This window comes from Crinalium epipsammum PCC 9333 (assembly GCF_000317495.1).
Lineage (GTDB): Bacteria > Cyanobacteriota > Cyanobacteriia > Cyanobacteriales > PCC-9333 > Crinalium > Crinalium epipsammum.
This window is the reverse complement of record NC_019753.1, coordinates 883352-900312: the sequence shown is the minus strand read 5'-3', so window position 1 is coordinate 900312 and position 16961 is coordinate 883352. Positions and strand designations below refer to the sequence as shown.

The 16961-nt window shown below is 40.3% G+C and carries 19 protein-coding genes; 5 read left to right on the top strand and 14 right to left on the bottom strand.

Annotated features, from left to right (window positions below; all coding sequences use genetic code 11):
* Positions 1-88: 88 nt before the first annotated feature.
* Together CRI9333_RS03840 and CRI9333_RS03835 are read right to left on the bottom strand one after the other, a co-directional pair.
* Positions 89-973 (bottom strand): tetratricopeptide repeat protein, encoded by an 885-nt coding sequence (locus CRI9333_RS03840; protein WP_015201843.1) that lies wholly within the window; start codon positions 971-973, stop codon positions 89-91.
* Between the two features lie 332 nt (positions 974-1305).
* Entirely contained in the window at positions 1306-2943 is a 1638-nt protein-coding gene (locus CRI9333_RS03835; RefSeq protein ID WP_015201842.1) for a sensor histidine kinase, read from the bottom strand.
* A 266-nt stretch (positions 2944-3209) separates the two neighbouring features.
* Here CRI9333_RS03835 and CRI9333_RS03830 point away from each other — a divergent pair, with 266 nt between their 5' ends.
* From CRI9333_RS03830 to CRI9333_RS03820, 3 genes are all read left to right on the top strand, one after another.
* Positions 3210-4799: an efflux RND transporter periplasmic adaptor subunit gene (locus CRI9333_RS03830; RefSeq protein WP_015201841.1), complete on the top strand. Its 1590-nt coding sequence runs from the start codon at positions 3210-3212 to the stop codon at positions 4797-4799.
* Between the two features lie 40 nt (positions 4800-4839).
* Complete coding sequence (locus CRI9333_RS03825; RefSeq protein WP_015201840.1) at positions 4840-6057, top strand: ABC transporter permease; 1218 nt, start codon at positions 4840-4842, stop codon at positions 6055-6057.
* Between the two features lie 134 nt (positions 6058-6191).
* Positions 6192-6962: an ABC transporter ATP-binding protein gene (locus CRI9333_RS03820; protein ID WP_015201839.1), complete on the top strand. Its 771-nt coding sequence runs from the start codon at positions 6192-6194 to the stop codon at positions 6960-6962.
* A 163-nt stretch (positions 6963-7125) separates the two neighbouring features.
* On the opposite strand, the gene CRI9333_RS03815 is transcribed toward CRI9333_RS03820, so the two are convergent.
* Complete coding sequence (locus CRI9333_RS03815) at positions 7126-7656, bottom strand: orange carotenoid protein N-terminal domain-containing protein (protein WP_015201838.1); 531 nt, start codon at positions 7654-7656, stop codon at positions 7126-7128.
* A gap of 494 nt (positions 7657-8150) precedes the next feature.
* Here CRI9333_RS03815 and CRI9333_RS03810 point away from each other — a divergent pair, with 494 nt between their 5' ends.
* A complete protein-coding gene (locus tag CRI9333_RS03810; RefSeq protein ID WP_015201837.1) occupies positions 8151-8522 on the top strand; it encodes a hypothetical protein in 372 nt (123 codons plus the stop codon).
* A gap of 96 nt (positions 8523-8618) precedes the next feature.
* Here CRI9333_RS03810 and CRI9333_RS03805 read toward each other — a convergent pair whose 3' ends face one another.
* The 3 genes from CRI9333_RS03805 to CRI9333_RS26555 all read right to left on the bottom strand — a co-directional run bounded on the left by CRI9333_RS03805 (position 8619) and on the right by CRI9333_RS26555 (position 11321).
* A complete protein-coding gene (locus CRI9333_RS03805) occupies positions 8619-9809 on the bottom strand; it encodes an LCP family protein (protein WP_015201836.1) in 1191 nt (396 codons plus the stop codon).
* Positions 9810-9939: 130 nt separating this feature from the next.
* Complete coding sequence (locus CRI9333_RS03800) at positions 9940-11103, bottom strand: pyridoxal phosphate-dependent aminotransferase (RefSeq protein ID WP_015201835.1); 1164 nt, start codon at positions 11101-11103, stop codon at positions 9940-9942.
* Positions 11104-11108: 5 nt separating this feature from the next.
* On the bottom strand, positions 11109-11321 hold the full coding sequence (locus CRI9333_RS26555) for a hypothetical protein (protein ID WP_157462266.1): 213 nt from the start codon (positions 11319-11321) through the stop codon (positions 11109-11111).
* Here CRI9333_RS26555 and CRI9333_RS03795 point away from each other — a divergent pair.
* Positions 11320-12156, top strand: a complete 837-nt coding sequence (locus CRI9333_RS03795; RefSeq protein WP_157462265.1) for a DUF4349 domain-containing protein — start codon at positions 11320-11322, stop codon at positions 12154-12156. The genes CRI9333_RS26555 and CRI9333_RS03795 overlap by 2 nt on opposite strands.
* A 215-nt stretch (positions 12157-12371) precedes the next feature.
* Here CRI9333_RS03795 and CRI9333_RS03790 read toward each other — a convergent pair whose 3' ends face one another.
* The 8 genes from CRI9333_RS03790 to CRI9333_RS03755 form a co-directional block, all read right to left on the bottom strand.
* Complete coding sequence (locus CRI9333_RS03790; RefSeq protein WP_015201833.1) at positions 12372-12686, bottom strand: hypothetical protein; 315 nt, start codon at positions 12684-12686, stop codon at positions 12372-12374.
* A 68-nt stretch (positions 12687-12754) separates the two neighbouring features.
* Entirely contained in the window at positions 12755-13069 is a 315-nt protein-coding gene (locus CRI9333_RS03785; RefSeq protein WP_041225929.1) for a hypothetical protein, read from the bottom strand.
* Between the two features lie 202 nt (positions 13070-13271).
* Positions 13272-13652: a response regulator gene (locus CRI9333_RS03780; RefSeq protein ID WP_015201831.1), complete on the bottom strand. Its 381-nt coding sequence runs from the start codon at positions 13650-13652 to the stop codon at positions 13272-13274.
* A gap of 180 nt (positions 13653-13832) precedes the next feature.
* The gene (locus CRI9333_RS03775) at positions 13833-14276 is read right to left on the bottom strand and encodes a DoxX family protein (protein WP_015201830.1); all 444 of its coding nucleotides are present in this window, start codon (positions 14274-14276) and stop codon (positions 13833-13835) included.
* Between the two features lie 98 nt (positions 14277-14374).
* Complete coding sequence (gltD, locus tag CRI9333_RS03770) at positions 14375-15853, bottom strand: glutamate synthase small subunit (RefSeq protein WP_015201829.1); 1479 nt, start codon at positions 15851-15853, stop codon at positions 14375-14377.
* Between the two features lie 122 nt (positions 15854-15975).
* Positions 15976-16410: a putative toxin-antitoxin system toxin component, PIN family gene (locus CRI9333_RS03765; protein ID WP_015201828.1), complete on the bottom strand. Its 435-nt coding sequence runs from the start codon at positions 16408-16410 to the stop codon at positions 15976-15978.
* Positions 16400-16627: a hypothetical protein gene (locus CRI9333_RS03760; RefSeq protein ID WP_015201827.1), complete on the bottom strand. Its 228-nt coding sequence runs from the start codon at positions 16625-16627 to the stop codon at positions 16400-16402. The genes CRI9333_RS03765 and CRI9333_RS03760 overlap by 11 nt, the downstream gene beginning before the upstream one ends.
* 113 nt (positions 16628-16740) lie before the next feature.
* On the bottom strand, positions 16741-16899 hold the full coding sequence (locus CRI9333_RS03755; protein ID WP_198013619.1) for a hypothetical protein: 159 nt from the start codon (positions 16897-16899) through the stop codon (positions 16741-16743).
* Positions 16900-16961: the final 62 nt, after the last annotated feature.

The following is a 16961-nucleotide window of genomic DNA, read 5'->3' as shown; positions in this document are numbered from 1 at the left end:
TTTGGAAAAGGGAAAAACGAGATATTGACAATGGGGCAAAAAAATTTCTTCCTTCTTACCTCCTCTGCTCCTCTGTCCCTCTGCCCTATCACTGTTCCGATTCTTGTGATTGTGGTTGTTGCTCTTGGCTTTGGGCAATAGTCGCTTGTATTCTAGGAACTTGCAGGAATTTTTGAGTTTCGTTGATTAAGCGATCGCCCCACAGATTTTCTTTGAGAAATTTCAAATCAGCATAACGACTATCTAGCTTAATCGCGGTTTCTCCCAATGTCAGAGCTTGTTCTTTGTCGCCTTTGGCATACAAAGCTACTGCCATTGCTAGTAAGGGTTCTGCCGCTTTACTATCAATGGCTACTGCCTGCCGCCATTGTTGGATTGCACCAGTAGTATCGCCTGTTTCATACTTAACTAAACCAATGTTGTTAATTCCAGGCCAAAATTTTGCTTCTTTTTTAATTGCTTTTTGATATTGTGCGATCGCCTCTGGAAAACGATTCAGTTTGTAGTAAGCGTTACCTAAGTCAAATAGCGCCTCTGTTGCATCTGGCTTAATTTTTAAACCTGCTTGCAAATCTGCAATAGATGATGTATAATCTCCTTTTTGAAACTTAGCTGAACCTAAACTAAACAAAATTCCAGCTTCTTTAGGTGCCAAGCTACGAGCTTTTTGAAGAGCTTCAATTGCTTGGTCGAATTTCTGAGATTGGATGTACAAACTACCTAGTAGGAACCAGGGTTGATAGCTTTTTGGAGCCAGTTGAGTTGCTAAGTTTACTCTCTGGATAGCTAGTTCATATTGCTGGAAGCGAGTTAACTGAACTGCGTCCTGTGCCAAGTTCAAGCCTTGCTGCTCTAGCTCTTTAGCGTCGAGTTGCAAACTATAAGGCAGCAAAGCCTGCGCCAGCACTGGCTGTGGAATGCTCCCTAAACCAAGAAGAATAAACAGAGACAATAAATAAATACGTTTAGGCACGGTGTACCCTCAAAATCATCATAAGAAAGGAATCTTCAGTTAATAAGTTAACGCAATATTCATTTGATCGTGGCAAAAAACTTGCCCAAAAACTAAGCAGGTTTCAGATCTTAGAGCATTACTGTTCAATTTAAGCTTAGTTGTTTGACTTGGCAATTTTTAATGGTAGTAAAACTTACGATAGTCTTTTTTGAGTAAAATTGACCATATTTAATCATATCTTAGTATTTTTTTAGAAACCGAGGGTTATCCCAAGTAAAGAGATTTTTCAGATATTGAATGCAAAGTTAAGATTACCCCAAGTCTGTGGCAACTGCAAACCCGCAATAAATTTAGAAATTGGCATTTAAGGGAACAGTAACTATAAATTTTGTTCCAACACCTTCTTCACTCTCAACTGTAATTGTACCTTGGTGTAAATCTACCATGCGTTTGACAATTGATAAGCCCAAGCCTGTACCCTGGATATTACCAACGTTTTTAGCCCGATGGAATGACTCAAACAAGCGTTTTTGATCTTCTACAGGAATACCAATACCGGAATCTTGGATAATGAAGGTTGCCTCAAAATTATGGCAACTGAGTTGAAAATTAATTTGCCCTCCTTGTGGAGAATATTTAATCGCATTCGAGAATAGATTGCAGAGGATGTGTCGCAGCAGTGCTTCATCCATCATAGCCTTACTGCAATCTCCAGACATCGCAAAAACAATCGTGTGTTTATTGCCAGCCGTAAGCTGCATCTCTGCTAGTAATTCTTGGCAGAAATCTTCTAAATTGAGGGACACTGGATTAAACACTACCTTACCAGCATCAGCTTTGTTGATCGAAAGAACATCATCAAGTAACTGAACCATTCTGCCAATTCCAATACCAATTTGCTGATACAGCTTTTGTTTTTTGTCTGGAGATAATTTATCTGCGTAATGTTCCAACATTTCAGCAGATAATAGCACTGTGGAAAGAGGAGTGCGGAACTCATGGGAAGTCATGGAAATGAAGTTTGATTTAAGCTCATTTAATTCTTTTTCTCGTTGCAAGGTTTTATTGATTTCTTCTTCTACCCGCTTGGCTTCGGTAATATCTTCGGCAATGCCAGCTACACGGTAAACTTGCCCCAGTTCATTTAAAATAGGAAAACTCCGGTCTCTGATCCAGCGAATGGAATTATCGGGCTTGATAATTCGATATATTACTTCAGTGCGATCGCCCAGTTTTTGTTTGGCAAAGCTATTAATCACCTGCTGTTGATCGTCTACATGAATAGCATCAACAAAAGATTTGGGTTGTTCATATAAACTCTGACAGCTACGCCCCCAGATTTCTTCGTAAGCAGGGCTAATATAAATAATTTCAGATTTGTGCGGATCTGATAACCAAAAAACTTCGTGGATATGTTCGGCTAGTTGCCGAAACCGTTGCTCAGATTGTTGTAAATCATTTTCTACTTGCCGACGCTGAATGACTTCTTCTTGTAGTTGCTTATTCACCTCGCTCAAAAAGGTTGTTCTTTCTTCTACGAGTTGTTCCAAGTGTTCGCGATGTAGGCGTAACTCCTCTTCAAACTGCTGACGAGCAGTGATGTCTCGAATCACTAGGACGGCGCTTGTTCCTTGTTCTAGCAATTTAAGGCTTGCCCAAGATATCTCCAAAATTAATAATTGAGATTCTTGGCGAAATTCGTAAGTACTTGTACCCTTAAGCTTGCCTTGGAGGGCAATATTTACTGGATGTACTGCTATAGGGATATTTTCACCCTCTTTGCTTAAGGGCAATAACTCATAGAGTTTTGCTCCTAAAATTTGGAAGCGGTTTCGATTTACTAAGCTATCAAAGGTTTTGTTAGACCATTGAATCTTGCCATCTTCATCAGTCCAGGCGATCGCTTCATCAATAGCGCCAAGCGCGACCTCCATTTTTCCTAGTGTCGCCCGCAAATTATTAACTATATTTTCTAAACCAACATTCATAACCACGTTAGGAACACTAAGATAATTTGCATTAATTCAGCTTATTCGGGTAACAGCTAGGAATTTTAAACTAATTAATTAAGCAGCATTGCAGGCAAAAGCTACTAAGTAAGTGGGCAAGTTGAGTTAACGTAGGAAATGATGCCTTGATGAGGTGTGATCAAAATTTATCCTAATTTTTTAGCTTTTATCTGAACCATCAGGAACACCCCATTATATGAATGTTAGCGGGGAAGAAGGACAAAAACACCTTTTAAAAGCAGTGCATGGAAGTTCCCCTAGTTGGTAAAGTAAAAAGACCGTTAGCCTGGGCATTTGGTGTCATAGCAGCTATCGTGATAGTTGCTTCTATAGGCACTTATATACTAATTAATCGGTCGTCGCCAAAAATTGACATAAATCAACTAACAGTTGCGGTCAAATCAGCAACGATTACGGTTCGGATTACAGCTAGTGGTACGGTGATACCGTTTCAGAGTGTCAACCTTAGCCCAAAAACGTCTGGTCGTTTGGCAAAGTTGTTTGTTGAGCAAGGTGACAGAGTGCAACAAGGGCAAGAAATCGCCCGGATGGAAAATTCAGAGCTTCAAGCTCAATTGTTGCAATCTAGGGCTAATTTACAGCAAGCTGAAGCACGTTTTGCAGGAGCGCAAACAAGTCGCCCTGAAGAAGTTGCCCAAGCTAGTGCGCGTTTAGCACAAGCGCAAGCTATTTTGGCACAGGCTCAAAATGGTAGCCGTCCTGAAGAAGTTGCTCAAGCTAGTGCGCGTCTGTCACAAGCTAGTGCAAGTTTGGCACAATCAAGATCTAATCGTCCCAGACAAATTGAACAGGGGGAAGCTCAAGTTGTGGCGGCTTCATCGCGAACTAATTTGGCGAAACAACGGCTGAAACGATATCAAAATTTAAGACAACAAGGTGCGATCGCTCAAGATAAACTTGATGAGGTAGAAGCAGAATACACCACTGCTCAAGCTAATACCGCAGAAGCACAAAGACGCTTGGATCAAGTAAAGAACTCGACGCTGCAAGAAATTCGCCAGAAGGAAGCAGCAGTTACAGAAGCACAGCAGGCGTTAAGGCAACTCCAAAAAGGTACTCGTTATGAGGAAATTGCCCAACGTGCTGCTGATGTAGCACAAGCACGCGCAGCTTTACAGCAAGCACAAAACGGTCAGAGAAAAGAGGACGTAGCACAACTCAGGGCAGCCGTTGATGGTGCGAGAGCGCAATTTTTAGAGGCTCAATCAAGGTTGCAAGATACCATTATTCGCGCTCCTTTTGCTGGTACTGTGACGCAGAAGTATGCAACGGAAGGGGCGTTTGTGACACCTACAACGTCGGCTTCTAGTACTGCTTCTGCTACTTCTACTTCAATTGTGGCGATCGCGAAAGACCTAGAAATTAGGGCGAAAGTCCCAGAAGTTGATATTGGACAAATTCAACCTCAACAAAGGGTAGAAATTATTGCTGATGCTTATCCAGATCAGATTTTTAAAGGACTTGTACGCTTAGTTTCACCTGAAGCTGTACTGGAACAAAACGTTACTTCTTTTGAGGTGCGGATCGCCCTGCAAACAGGCACTCAGCAGCTTAAATCAGGCATGAATGTGAATGTCACTTTTTTGGGTAAACAGCTACCCCAAGCAATGCTTGTGCCAACAGTGGCAATTGTCACGGAAAAAGGGCAGACGGGTGTGTTGGTTCCAGATGCTAAGAATCAACCACAGTTTCGACCTGTGACAATAGGTGCATCAATTCAAAACGAAACACAAATTTTAGAGGGAATTAAAGAAGGCGATCGCGTCTTTATTGATCCACCTAAAGGTTATAAGTCTCAGAGGAAAAAACCATAAGATAGGGGCAGAGGCTAATTGTTAATTTTTAATTGAAAAAGTGGATATTTTAGAAAGTGTCAAAATGGCAACTACAACATTAGTTGCTAATAAGTTACGCAGTAGCCTGACTATGCTGGGTATTATCATTGGCAATGCTTCTGTGATTGCAATGGTAGGAATAGGACAAGGAACTCAGAAGTTAGCAACTGAGCAGTTTGAGTCACTTGGGACTAATGTTTTATTTATTATTCCAGGTAATCAGGATGCTCAAAGAAATCGGGGTGAAATTCCAAAAACATTGGTGTTGGCAGATGCACAAGCGATCGCTAATTTAGTTCCTTCTATTTCTGAAGTTGCTCCCCAAATTCAAACCCGACAACCAGTTACTTACAGCAACAAAAATACTAATACTCAAATTATTGGTGCTACTCCAGAATTTCTGACAGTACGCAGCTTTGATATGGCGACAGGAAGATTTATTTCAGAGTTAGATTTGCAGCAAAGTAATCAAGTAGTTGTTTTGGGTGCAGATCTTGCTAGTAAACTTTTTGGCGATCGCAATCCTATTGGTGAAAGAATTAGAATTAAAAATATTAGCTTTTCAGTAATTGGGGTAACGCTGCCGAAAGGTTCTTCTTTTGGCAATAACCAAGATGATACTGCTTTTATTCCCCTAACTACAGTGGCTAATCGAATTGTTGGTAGAACATCTCCTTATGGGGTGGAGATTTCATTTATCTCTGTGTCTGCTAAAAATGCCGAAAGTTTGGGCGCGGCTGAATTTCAGGTTACTAACTTGCTTAGGTTACGTCATAAAATTATTAATGAGGATGATTTCACGGTTAGAAACCAAAAAGATACTTTACAGATAGCTAATACTGTTACTGGGGCATTAACAATGATGTTAGCTGCGATCGCAGGTATATCTTTGTTAGTCGGTGGTATTGGTGTTATGAATATTATGCTAGTTTCTGTCACCGAACGCACTCAAGAAATTGGACTGCGTAAAGCTATTGGTGCAACGCAAGGAGATATTTTGTTTCAGTTTTTGATTGAAGCAATTATTCTCTCAGCCGTAGGTGGTATAGCGGGTACTTTATTAGGTGTTGGTAGTATCTCTCTGATTAGTTTATTAACTCCTTTAAAAGCGGCAGTTTCACCAGTAGTAATTATTGTTGCTGTCAGCGTTTCTGGTGGTATTGGGTTATTTTTTGGGGTTGTTCCTGCTAGACGTGCAGCTAAATTAGATCCAATTGTGGCATTGAGAAGCGCTTAACAATTAACAATTAACAATTAACAATTATCAATTATGAGTTTAAAATAACTATTTTTTGAGCGCAGATGTGAGCAGATAAACGCAGATTACGCAGATGTAGCAGAAAATTTAATTGACTTATAGTAAGAGGTCTAATGAATAATAAATATTTCGACAATGTTGTTGACAAAAATTACTTTGCACCAACTAAACCAGTAATTGTAAATTTAGAAAATATTGCTAAAGTTTACGGTGTTGGTGAGCTTGAAGTTCGCGCCCTTAATAGCGTTAGTTTAACAATAGAACAAGGCGAATATTGTTCAATTATGGGTGCGTCTGGTTCGGGTAAGTCTACAGCGATGAATATTATCGGTTGTTTAGATAAACCTACTGCTGGTCATTATTATTTAGATCGTGTAGATGTTTCTCAATTAGCTGATGATGAGTTAGCTAAAATTCGCAACTTTAAATTAGGATTTGTCTTTCAACAATTCCACTTATTACCGCAACTAACAGCACTAGAAAATGTGATATTACCGATGATATATGCTGGGATTAAGAGCGGAGAAAGACGCGATCGCGCGGTGGCTGCTTTAACCCGCGTTGGCTTGGAAAATCGCTTGCATAATAAGCCAAATCAACTTTCTGGCGGACAACAACAACGAGTTGCGATCGCGCGTGCAATTGTCAACAAACCTGTATTACTGTTAGCAGATGAACCCACTGGCGCATTAGATTCACGCACAACTCAAGAAGTAATGGAAATTTTTACCGAATTAAACAATAGTGGTATTACCATTATTATGGTGACACATGAACCAGAAGTAGCGCGTATGACTCGCCGGATTGTTTGGTTTCGTGATGGTCAAGTAATCCATTCCCACCTCACCCCAGAAGAGCTAAACTCTGTAGCTCTCGGTACTTAATTTAATTTTTTATAATAAATATTCAATAAAATTGGCATCTTATTTATATAAATATTTCCCTGTTTGGTGCATCTGTGAGGTTCTCCCCCGTTAACCCTACGGGCGTAACGGGAGCTTCTCCAGAACAGTTAACACTCAACTGCCAACTGTCAACTGTCAACTGTTACAAGCTTGAAGTTTTGCCAGTTTCTGCTTGAGTAGGAATTGCTTGGATGTCCGTGTAGCCCATGTTACTAGCAATGGTACGCAATAATGAAATTTGCCCTTCAAAATCAAGAGCTTTAATGCGGTTTAAAACATCGTTGCTAGGTGCGCTATTTTCGTAACCGCTAGGCATATCTACTACTGTATGTCCCATTGCTTGCGCCCAAGCGAACCAAACCATCAATTGATTATTTTCTTTGAGTACACCATAAGCATGAGAATACTCTGTATGCTCGCGATTAACAATTTCTCGCATGATCGCAAGTTGCTGTTCATTTGATAGCTGCAAATAATCTCCTAACAACTTGGGCGCAAGTTGGGGGTCTGTTGCGGCTGGGGCAGCTTGGGTAATTGATTTACCCATTTCTTTATAAATAAAATAAAGTAAAGCTAGTTTTTCATCAGTTCCTAAGCCCTCAAAAGCTGCAACTACTTGTTTGGTATCATCTGACAAAGCTTGTGATTTTCCAGAATTTTCGTTTGCTGGCATAAATTTCCTTCCGTTAAATTTTAAGTATTACAAACTTAGAGATACCAAATTTTTGAGCTTTGTCTCCCCCTCCAAGAGAGAGAGTTTTGTAAGAAAACTTGATTGAATTAAATATTTCTTACTATAGACAGAGATGATTAATTAAGGGTGCTTTTTGCTAAATATGTAGCTTTTTGAATTCTAATTAGCATTTATAAAGTAGTTGTAAACATATACTAATTTTATCTCTAAAAATACTTGAATGATAGTTAGCTATATAAATATGTAATTATTTATATAGTTCAGTAATAAAAAATAAAAATCTAGAAAATTTTTATTAAAAACGATGCGATTTACATAATCCCAAAAGACATAGAGTGATTTAATTAGTTTGAAAATTAATATTTTCACTTTTGGGATTCAACCAATAAAATCTATCCCAGGAGGGTCAAACAAGTGGCGATCGCTCCTTTAGGATTAAATAATAATTTGAAAAATACAAAAAGGATCTCAATATGAATGAAGAAATCAAAGCCAATCCAAGCGAAGCAGTTACTCATGAGGGTCAGTTAGCTGCTGAAAATATGGCTACTGGTGTAGAAGAAGTCCCCAATGTTGATATTGAGGGAGACTACGAAGCATCCAAAGCATATAGTGTTAGCGACGTTGACCGTAGCTCTGCTGGTGAAGTAGCTGCTGAATCTGCAACGGCATCAAAATTTGAAATAAGCCAACCAGAAGAAACTACATCTCAAGCACAACCTACAGGTAATCCTAACGAGTTTCTGGATATGGCAAAAGGTGTAAATCCTAGAGCGGGAGAGGGAAACGCTAGTAGTGATGATTTAATAGACAAAGCTATAGAAATGGGCAAACCTGGCAAATAAGCAAATTGTTCATAAATATTAGTAATAGGGCGCAGCGAAAGATTAATCGTTAGCGCCATTTAATTTTTAAGTCAGAAGTTACATTGAATCTTTGAGCTAATTAAAGTATTGCTTAACCATTTCGCTAATTTGGCTGCGGTTTGGCAACCAGTAACTAACAGCACGTCTACCAGTACCATTAGGAGCGCCTGGTAAAACTATCCCTTTGACATTTGAACGGTCTACTTGAGCAGCAAACGTAACTAATCCTGCTAATTCTTCAACAGTTAAATTAGTATCTATATCTGGTTTAACTGCGGAAAGCGCATAAGGAATAGCAGCTAATTTTAGAGGATTAACAGATTGTTTAATTAAGGCACGAATTACAGTTTGTTGCCGTTCTACACGACCGATATCAGCATTAGCATCACTACGAAAACGTAGAAACTGCATTACTTGATCACCATTAAGGCGTTGTTCTCCCTTTTTAAGATTGATGTATAAATGTTGAGATTCATCTGTATACTTCATGTCTTTGGGAACATTAATTATTAAACCTCCCAAAGCATCAACTATCTTACCAACGGCTAAGACGTTAATTCGGGCAAAACGATCTATCTTTACTTGGTTATCAAGTAACTCAGTCACTTCTTCTGCTGCTAAAGCTCTTCCACCAATTTTATTAGCGGCATTAATTTTTTGAGTAATATTGCCTATCGTGACACGGGTATCTCTAGGAATTGAGACAATTGTGATACCTTTTGTTTCTGGGTTAAACCGTACTAGCAGCATGGTATCTGAAAGACCATCTACTGAGTGTTGTTGCGCTAAGTAACCTTTTTCGCGTGTTTGAGAGTTAGGCTGATTCACGTCTGCTGGTAATACACTCATCCCTAAAACTAAGATATTGACAGGTCGGGTGAGTGATGGTAGTAGCAAAGTACTATTGATGAAGCTTTCATCATTAAAGACGGCGGCTGCTCTGGGAGAAAGTTCGCCCTGTTGATAAGGCTTCGTAGGATAAGCGGCGGCTAAAAAAGCACCAGATATTGCTGAAATCAATATAGCTGCACCCACCAGCAATTTGTTTGTACTGCGTCGCTGTCTAATCACTTGCGGTTTTCGATGAATCACACGAGGATGGCTTGGTGAGTTGTTTACAGGTTCTCTACGTGGTTGAGGGCTTCTTTGTAACATCAGAGGGCGATTTGGCGGATTAGAATTAATATTAGCTATATGCTTAGAACTATTTTTAGGTAACGGGCGTTTGTTTGCTTTAATATCTCTAACTTTGGGTGAACGTGACATCGTGCTATTGGTTTAAATAAAAGCTACAAGGTAGTATGCGTCTATTCCGGTATTCTAGGATGATGGCTCAAATACCTTAATAACAGTCACCACGTACCCAGACTACCAGTCAGAAATCACCCATGACCAGTTATAAAATTGTTTGCAAACCACGCACTAACCGCTCAATGCCTTCTGCTGCTGTTTCTTTTTGTAACGCTCCATAAGCAACGCGCAAATAACAACCATTATCCATGCCAAAGGTTGTACCTGGAATTACTGCTACTCGATGTTCGCTAATTAGTCGCGTTGCTAATTCTAAGGCATCCATTTTAGTATTAACTTTGAGCAGGAAATAAAAAGCACCATTAGCTCTTGCAGTTGTGCATAAATTTTCTAAACGGGAAATGGATTTTAGTACAAGCTGTCTGATATTTGCGATCGCACTTATATGAGTTAAACAATAATCCATTCCTACTTGCAATGCTCCCAATGCTGCGTACTGAGAAATTACTGGTGGACAAATTAGAATTGTATCTTGAACTTTCCTCACTGACACCAGCAAGTGTTCTGGAATTACCATATAACCAATTCGCCAACTAGCAAAACCATAAGCTTTTGAAAGACTATATAAAGAAATAGTGTGGGAGTTACTACCAGAAAAAGATCCAGGGGAAATATGCTTAGTATCGTCATAAGTAAAGTATTCGTAAGCTTCATCGCTGATGTGGTAGATTCCATGCTGGCGACAAAGATCGTTAACTTGTTGTAATGTTTCTTTTGGATAGACAACACCAGTAGGATTATTTGGTGAAATTGTCACTACTGCTTTTGTTTTACTGGTAATAGCTTGTGCGATCGCATCTAAACGCGGTTGGTAATTTTCATCTGTAGATACAAGTACTGCACGACAACCCGCCATTGTTATAGCCATTTCGTGATTGAAATAGTAAGGTGTTTGCAGAATAATCTCATCTCCTAAAGAAGTAATCGCCAAAATAGCATTCATAAATGCCATATTGCTGCCTGCTGTGACTACAATGCAGTTTTGATGATTAATTTCAATACCGTTAAATGCTTGCAATTTAGTTTTAATTGCTGCTAGTAATGGAGGAATTCCCTCAACAGCTTTGTATTGATTGTTGGTTGGATCAGCAAGAAATTGAGATATTTGTGCGATCGCTTGTGGTGGTGGTGCATAATAAACTATCCCTTGTCCCAAGGATATAGTTCCAGGGTTGTTGCGAATCAGTTCCCCAATTACAGGAATAATAGGCGACTGTACCGCTTGCATACGAGAGATTTGTGTTTTCATCACATTTAACGTTGTTGCGTAAACTGCAACATGACATATAACAAGTTTGCAGTTAAGTCATACTGGCGATAACTGTAAATATTAAAAATAGTAGGGGTAATTGTGAACCGTTTAATTTCTGCCAAATTCAAACCCTCTTTAGCTTCCTGTGCAATACTAGGAACAATAGTTTTAACCAGTTGCGCCTCCGCCGCAGATAAAACAGGACAAGCACCCATGTCAGCACCTCTGCCACAAGAGGCTGCTGAATCATCTGCTGATGTAGGTGGCGGTAGTAATATGGCGCTGGATACTGCAAAAACCGCACCAATACAGGGGCGTGCAGCAAAGGCGCAAGCACCTGTTTCACGTTCCCAACTTGTCAAAAAAGCTGAACTAGCATTGCGCGTCAATTCAATTGATAAAAGCATTCGTACTGTCTCTCAACTAATTCAAAAACAGCAGGGAGATTTACTAAGTTTAGAAAGTAATAAGCCTTATCAACAAAATTCTGGTCAAACCGCTACGATGCAAATGCGGGTTCCTCAAGCAAAGTTGGAAAGTTCTTTAGACAGCATAGCGCAACTGGGAACAGTAGAACGTCGCACTCTCACGGCGGAGGATGTGAGTAATCAATTAGTAGATAATGCTGCACGGTTAAGGAATTTCCGCAAACAAGAAAGCACTTTACTTAAAATTATGGAACGTGCGGGGTCAATTCCGAATGTGTTGCAAGTTTCTAATGAACTTAGTCAGGTACGTCAATCTATTGAACAGTTGGACGCGCAGTTAAAAAGTCTACGCAATCAGGTAGCATATTCTACAATTACACTAAGTTTAGAAGAAGCGATCGCTACTACATTACCAGAACGCGCTTTAGGATTGCAAGTTCAAGAATCTTGGAATCAGGCGACTTACTCTGTGGGTGCTTTAACTACTAATTTACTCAAGTTAGGTATTTGGTTAATTGCTTATAGCCCATACTTGCTACTTTTAACTGGTGCTGCTTGGTTTGGTTATACTCGTTTTCACCAACGCCACTCGCAACTACCAGAGACACGCAACTCTGATTAAATTATCAATACTATCTTTCTTTTGGCTTGAAAATACTCTAATTGCTTATAGAGGATTTACGCATAAATTGTCCTTCTCTGTTAGGGCTGGTTTATATATATCAATGGTTTGGAGGCATAGTAGAGACGCGAAATTTCGCGTCTCTACGTGCAACCCGCCCCTACAAGAGTAATTTCACCGTTATCTTGCGTAGTTTAAAATTTGAGCTACTTTGATCAATTTTGTAATGATTCTAGATAATCTAAAATTACCTCAACATCTCTTAGGCTGGTTTTGCTTTTTGGAAGTTTTTCCTTAAGTACGTTTAGTAAAAACGCTGGTTCTTTTAAGGTGAAAGGTGTTAATGTGGAAGTTGAATTTTGCCTCTGTTCAGTCATTAAAGCATCTTGTAGCTGTTCTTGAAGCTGTTGTGTTACAAGTTTGAGAGCTTCGTTTTCACTGAGAGCTTCATTTACTTTTAACTCAGCAGTAATTTTGCCTTGGTAGTGATGGCTAACTAATTTGTCTTTGTGATCTATAGCATCATTCAATGCTTTGATTCGTTCTTGTGTTTTTTTTAACTTCTGCCTGAAAGACTCTAACTCTGCTCTCAGGCTGGCTACTCCCCCATTTCTTCTGTTATACGTTTTGAGCGTTCTGTTACACGATCCGTTATACAATTCTCTAATTCTGTAAGACGTTCTGTTATACGCTGGTCGATGATCTGTTCAATACCAGGGTTAAGAGTATTTGCTGCTAGACGGCTTGTTTTACCAGGTTGTATAACAGGTTCAGGTTCAATACCGACTTCTAATCCAATTTTGAGCAATTTGTGAACTACTGCGGTTTTATCGAGTCCGGTTTCTGCCATTAACTGTGCGATCGCATTTGACAAATCATCAGAAACTCGGACGGTTAAAAGTTTACTTGGCATCTCGTTATACATATTTTGGGTATGTATAACATATTGTATAACATCGAGTGATGCCCTAACCAAGTCAGGACAAAATCACACTAGGTTGTGCTGTTATGGAAGTAACTCAGGTAAAAGTTCCTGAGTTGACTTGTGCCTGATAAGTTATTCCCTGTGAGAATTTCACTTGTATGCTAATTAAATGCCAGCTTGGGTTAGCTATTTAATCTTGGGTTTTTCCTAACTCTTTAATTAGAGAAACTAATGTTTCTGTGGGGGCGTTTTTTGGGCAAAAAGCATCAACAGGTGCTGTTTGAACCATCACTTCCACTTGCGGATCTTCAACTGACGAGTAAATAATAATTTTAGTTTTAGAATTCAGGGTTTTGATTTGAGTAGACGCACTTAGCCCATCTAAAGATGGCATTTGGAGGTCAATAATTATTACATCTGGATCATGCTCCTTGACCATTTCAATAGCTTCATTACCGTTAGTAGCACTAAAAATGACTTCCAAGGAACTGTCTTGAAGCAATGCTAACTTGAGAGCGGCTCTAGTTAGTTCATGATCGTCAACAATTCCAACCCGTAAAACATGATTCATAAATTAGCGAATATTTGATAAACCACTTGTTTAATGTAAGTTAAGTAGCAAAAACTGAGGACTACCTAGCGATATAGCGTTAATACTTCTTTTCAGTACCATAAGGTACAAACCTTTGTATGTAGTCAAACTTTAAACAAATAAGTGCAGAGGGCAAGCTGAATCATCATTGATGTGTTGCTATTGATTAAGCAATGACTCAGCTTTTGCTGCCGCTTTCTTGGCTCCTGGTTGCTTTTCGGGGGAGCGTGTATACCAGTACGCCCAAGCAATCAACACTGCTTGGAAAGGCAATCTTGCCCAATAAAGAGTTTGATTTTGGGGAATACCATCAATCTTGATGTTGTGTAAGGTCATATAGATGTTGGCAGGAAATACAGCAATAAATAGAGCAATCAGTCCCCATGCTGCTGCTACGCTGACGAATGGAATTAGTAAACCAATGCCGCCGAGAATTTCAAAAAAACCGCTAATGTAGACGGAAGCGAAGGGGGGAAATGGTGGCGGCACAATGCGGGCGAATTGCTCTGGTCGAATAAAATGGGTGATGCCAATAATGATCAGAAATACTGCCAAAACCCCTCGAAGAATTTCTTTACGGCGTGGCTGAAATTTGGAAGGCATAATTATCAACTATTGGTTTCCGGGGGTGGGTAGCTATTCACAGAATTGCGATCGCCACAATTACAGTGAATAGCTCAGTTAAAAATTAGACAATTGCCTTAAGGTAGATCGGTAGCACCCATTAGGTAAAGATCACACTCGCGGGCAGCACCACGACCCTCATTGAAAGCCCAAACAATTAGGCTTTGACCCCGACGACAATCGCCAGCAGCGAAGACACCAGGGATACTGGTAGAGTATTTGCCGTATTCAGCTTTTACGTTGCTGCGTTGGTCGCGTTCGATGCCGAGAGCATCAAGTAAGGGTTGTTCGGGGCCAAGGAAACCCATTGCCAGGAGAACAAGTTGCGCTGGTAAAACTTTTTCAGTTCCAGGGACGTGCTTAGGAATAAATTGACCTTTTTCGTTTTTCTCCCACTGCACTTGTACGGTGTGGACGGCTTTGATTTTGCCGTTTTCGTCGCCCTCAAACTTGGTGGCGGTGGTTGTATAAGCACGGGGATCGTCACCAAACTTGGCGGCGGCTTCTTCCTGCCCGTAGTCCATCTTGTAAACTTTGGGCCATTCGGGCCAGGGGTTGTCAGCAGCACGTTCTGATGGCGGTTGCGGCATAATTTCTAGCTGGACAAGGCTGTTGCAGCCGTGACGAATTGAAGTACCAACGCAGTCTGTGCCAGTGTCGCCACCGCCGATGATCACGACATCTTTACCTTCAGCAGTGATGAAACTGTTGTTATTGTCCAGAATTGCCTTTGTGTTGGCTGTGAGGAAATCCATTGCAAAGTGGATACCCTGTAACTCTCTGCCTTCGATGGGGAGGTCGCGGGGTTTTGTAGCCCCTGTACAGAGTACTACCGCGTCAAATTCCTTGAGGAGGTTTTCAACAGGTAAATCTTTGCCAACTTCGGTGTTGCAGACAAACTTTACGCCTTCTTCTTCAAGAATGTCGAGGCGACGCTTGACCACCTTTTCTTTGTCTAGCTTCATGTTAGGGATTCCATACATGAGTAGACCGCCTGGACGGTCGGCGCGTTCAAATACTGTTACCCAATGACCTGTTTTATTGAGTTGTGCGGCGGCGCAAAGACCAGCAGGGCCAGAACCGATGACGGCGACTGTTTTTCCAGTGCGTTTGGTTGGGGGTTCAGCCTTGATCCAGCCTTCTTCCCAACCTTTATCTGCGATCGCATTCTCAATATTCTTGATCGTAACTGGCGGGTTATTAATACCGAGTACGCAAGAACCTTCGCAGGGTGCGGGACATACGCGACCTGTAAATTCGGGGAAATTGTTGGTTTTATGTAAGCGATCGAGTGCTTCTTTCCAAAGTCCGCGATAAATTAAATCGTTCCATTCGGGGATGAGGTTGTTGATTGGGCAACCACTAGCCATGCCACTGATGACAGTACCCGTATGGCAAAAGGGAATGCCGCAGTCCATACACCGTGCGCCTTGGGTGCGGAGGTTTTCCTCTGGCAGATGGAGGTGGAATTCGTCCCAGTTGCGGATGCGATCGCTCGGTGCAACGTCAGAAGGTAATTCGCGGAGAAATTCGATAAATCCTGTTGGTTTTCCCATTGTTGTGTCTCGTCAATTTTGGATTTTGCAGGGTTTGTTATGGCATTAGCCGTAACGCACCGATACGGGGAACTGAGGCATTATGATCAATTTAATAGTTATTGAAAGTTCTACGCCATTTTCTATTCGTTGAGTTGTTCTGTTTGAACTGTCTGCAAAAACTCTTCTGCTGTGACCACCTTTACACCACGAAAAGGATTCAGGACAAGCAGATCGCGATCGCCACTAATTATGTAATCTGCCCTTCCACTGATTGCTAGTTCCAGAATTCTGTCATCTTTTGGATCTCGACACACTTTAACTTCTTCCGTTATCTCAACTAAGATTGCTCTATCTACTAGCGTTTCTAAAAACTCCTCCCGCTCTTCGCTGGTTACATAACGATTAAATTTTTCACGTCTAAGTACATTATTCAATTCCTCTAATAATTCCACCGATAACAGTATTTCACCATTTTTCAAGGCATATTTGAATACTTTTGCAGGCTTGCTAGTCTCGAAAAGTAACGCGCTAATAATTACATTTGTGTCAACGACATAGCGTAGTTTATTCCTCATTCAAAATTGAGTCCAAGATTTCTGGTGTTAATCCACGCTCTTGTGCTTTGTGGCTAATATCACTCATTACTTCTTCAATAGTTCTCTTTTGGCGAGTTACTTCACTAATTTTCAAGCTTAGTAATGCCTCTACCTTACGCCGTTGTTCTTCTGAAAATGTTTCAAAAATACGGGCAGTTTCAGCATTAACTTGAATTGTAATTGTTTTAGTTTCCATATTTATTTTGTTAATCTTTTCTTTTGGGGTTGGTTGGCGATACCCACGCACTTCTTATAGTAAGTCGTCTAGTTGCTTTTGGACAGGCTTGGGTATGATGACTTCATAACTCATCAGCTTGCCTTTGACTGATCAACGATATATTCCTCAAGAGTTTGATAATCTCCTTTGTGATAAGCCTTTTTAGCTTCTTTAATCTCGTCTAGAACCTGTGGTTCTTGTTCGATCAAGTCCTCTTCTGCTTCAAAAAGTTTATTTTCTAAAATTTCCAAAAATTGATGTTTTTTTCTAAATCTAGAAATTTAATTGCTTCAATTAATGATTCAAACGGAAC

Bases quoted from the DNA above. Each gene is read 5' to 3' on its own strand.
- CRI9333_RS03835 (WP_015201842.1), bottom strand. From the start codon at position 2,943: ATGAATGTTGGTTTAGAAAATATAGTTAATAATTTGCGGGCGACACTA.
- CRI9333_RS03830 (WP_015201841.1), top strand. From the start codon at position 3,210: ATGGAAGTTCCCCTAGTTGGTAAAGTAAAAAGACCGTTAGCCTGGGCA.
- CRI9333_RS03820 (WP_015201839.1), top strand. From the start codon at position 6,192: ATGAATAATAAATATTTCGACAATGTTGTTGACAAAAATTACTTTGCA.
- CRI9333_RS03815 (WP_015201838.1), bottom strand. From the start codon at position 7,656: ATGCCAGCAAACGAAAATTCTGGAAAATCACAAGCTTTGTCAGATGAT.
- CRI9333_RS03810 (WP_015201837.1), top strand. From the start codon at position 8,151: ATGAATGAAGAAATCAAAGCCAATCCAAGCGAAGCAGTTACTCATGAG.
- CRI9333_RS03805 (WP_015201836.1), bottom strand. From the start codon at position 9,809: ATGTCACGTTCACCCAAAGTTAGAGATATTAAAGCAAACAAACGCCCG.
- CRI9333_RS03800 (WP_015201835.1), bottom strand. From the start codon at position 11,103: ATGAAAACACAAATCTCTCGTATGCAAGCGGTACAGTCGCCTATTATT.
- CRI9333_RS03795 (WP_157462265.1), top strand. From the start codon at position 11,320: ATGTCAGCACCTCTGCCACAAGAGGCTGCTGAATCATCTGCTGATGTA.
- CRI9333_RS26555 (WP_157462266.1), bottom strand. From the start codon at position 11,321: ATGGGTGCTTGTCCTGTTTTATCTGCGGCGGAGGCGCAACTGGTTAAA.
- CRI9333_RS03785 (WP_041225929.1), bottom strand. From the start codon at position 13,069: ATGCCAAGTAAACTTTTAACCGTCCGAGTTTCTGATGATTTGTCAAAT.
- CRI9333_RS03780 (WP_015201831.1), bottom strand. From the start codon at position 13,652: ATGAATCATGTTTTACGGGTTGGAATTGTTGACGATCATGAACTAACT.
- CRI9333_RS03775 (WP_015201830.1), bottom strand. From the start codon at position 14,276: ATGCCTTCCAAATTTCAGCCACGCCGTAAAGAAATTCTTCGAGGGGTT.
- gltD (WP_015201829.1), bottom strand. From the start codon at position 15,853: ATGGGAAAACCAACAGGATTTATCGAATTTCTCCGCGAATTACCTTCT.
- CRI9333_RS03765 (WP_015201828.1), bottom strand. From the start codon at position 16,410: ATGAGGAATAAACTACGCTATGTCGTTGACACAAATGTAATTATTAGC.
- CRI9333_RS03760 (WP_015201827.1), bottom strand. From the start codon at position 16,627: ATGGAAACTAAAACAATTACAATTCAAGTTAATGCTGAAACTGCCCGT.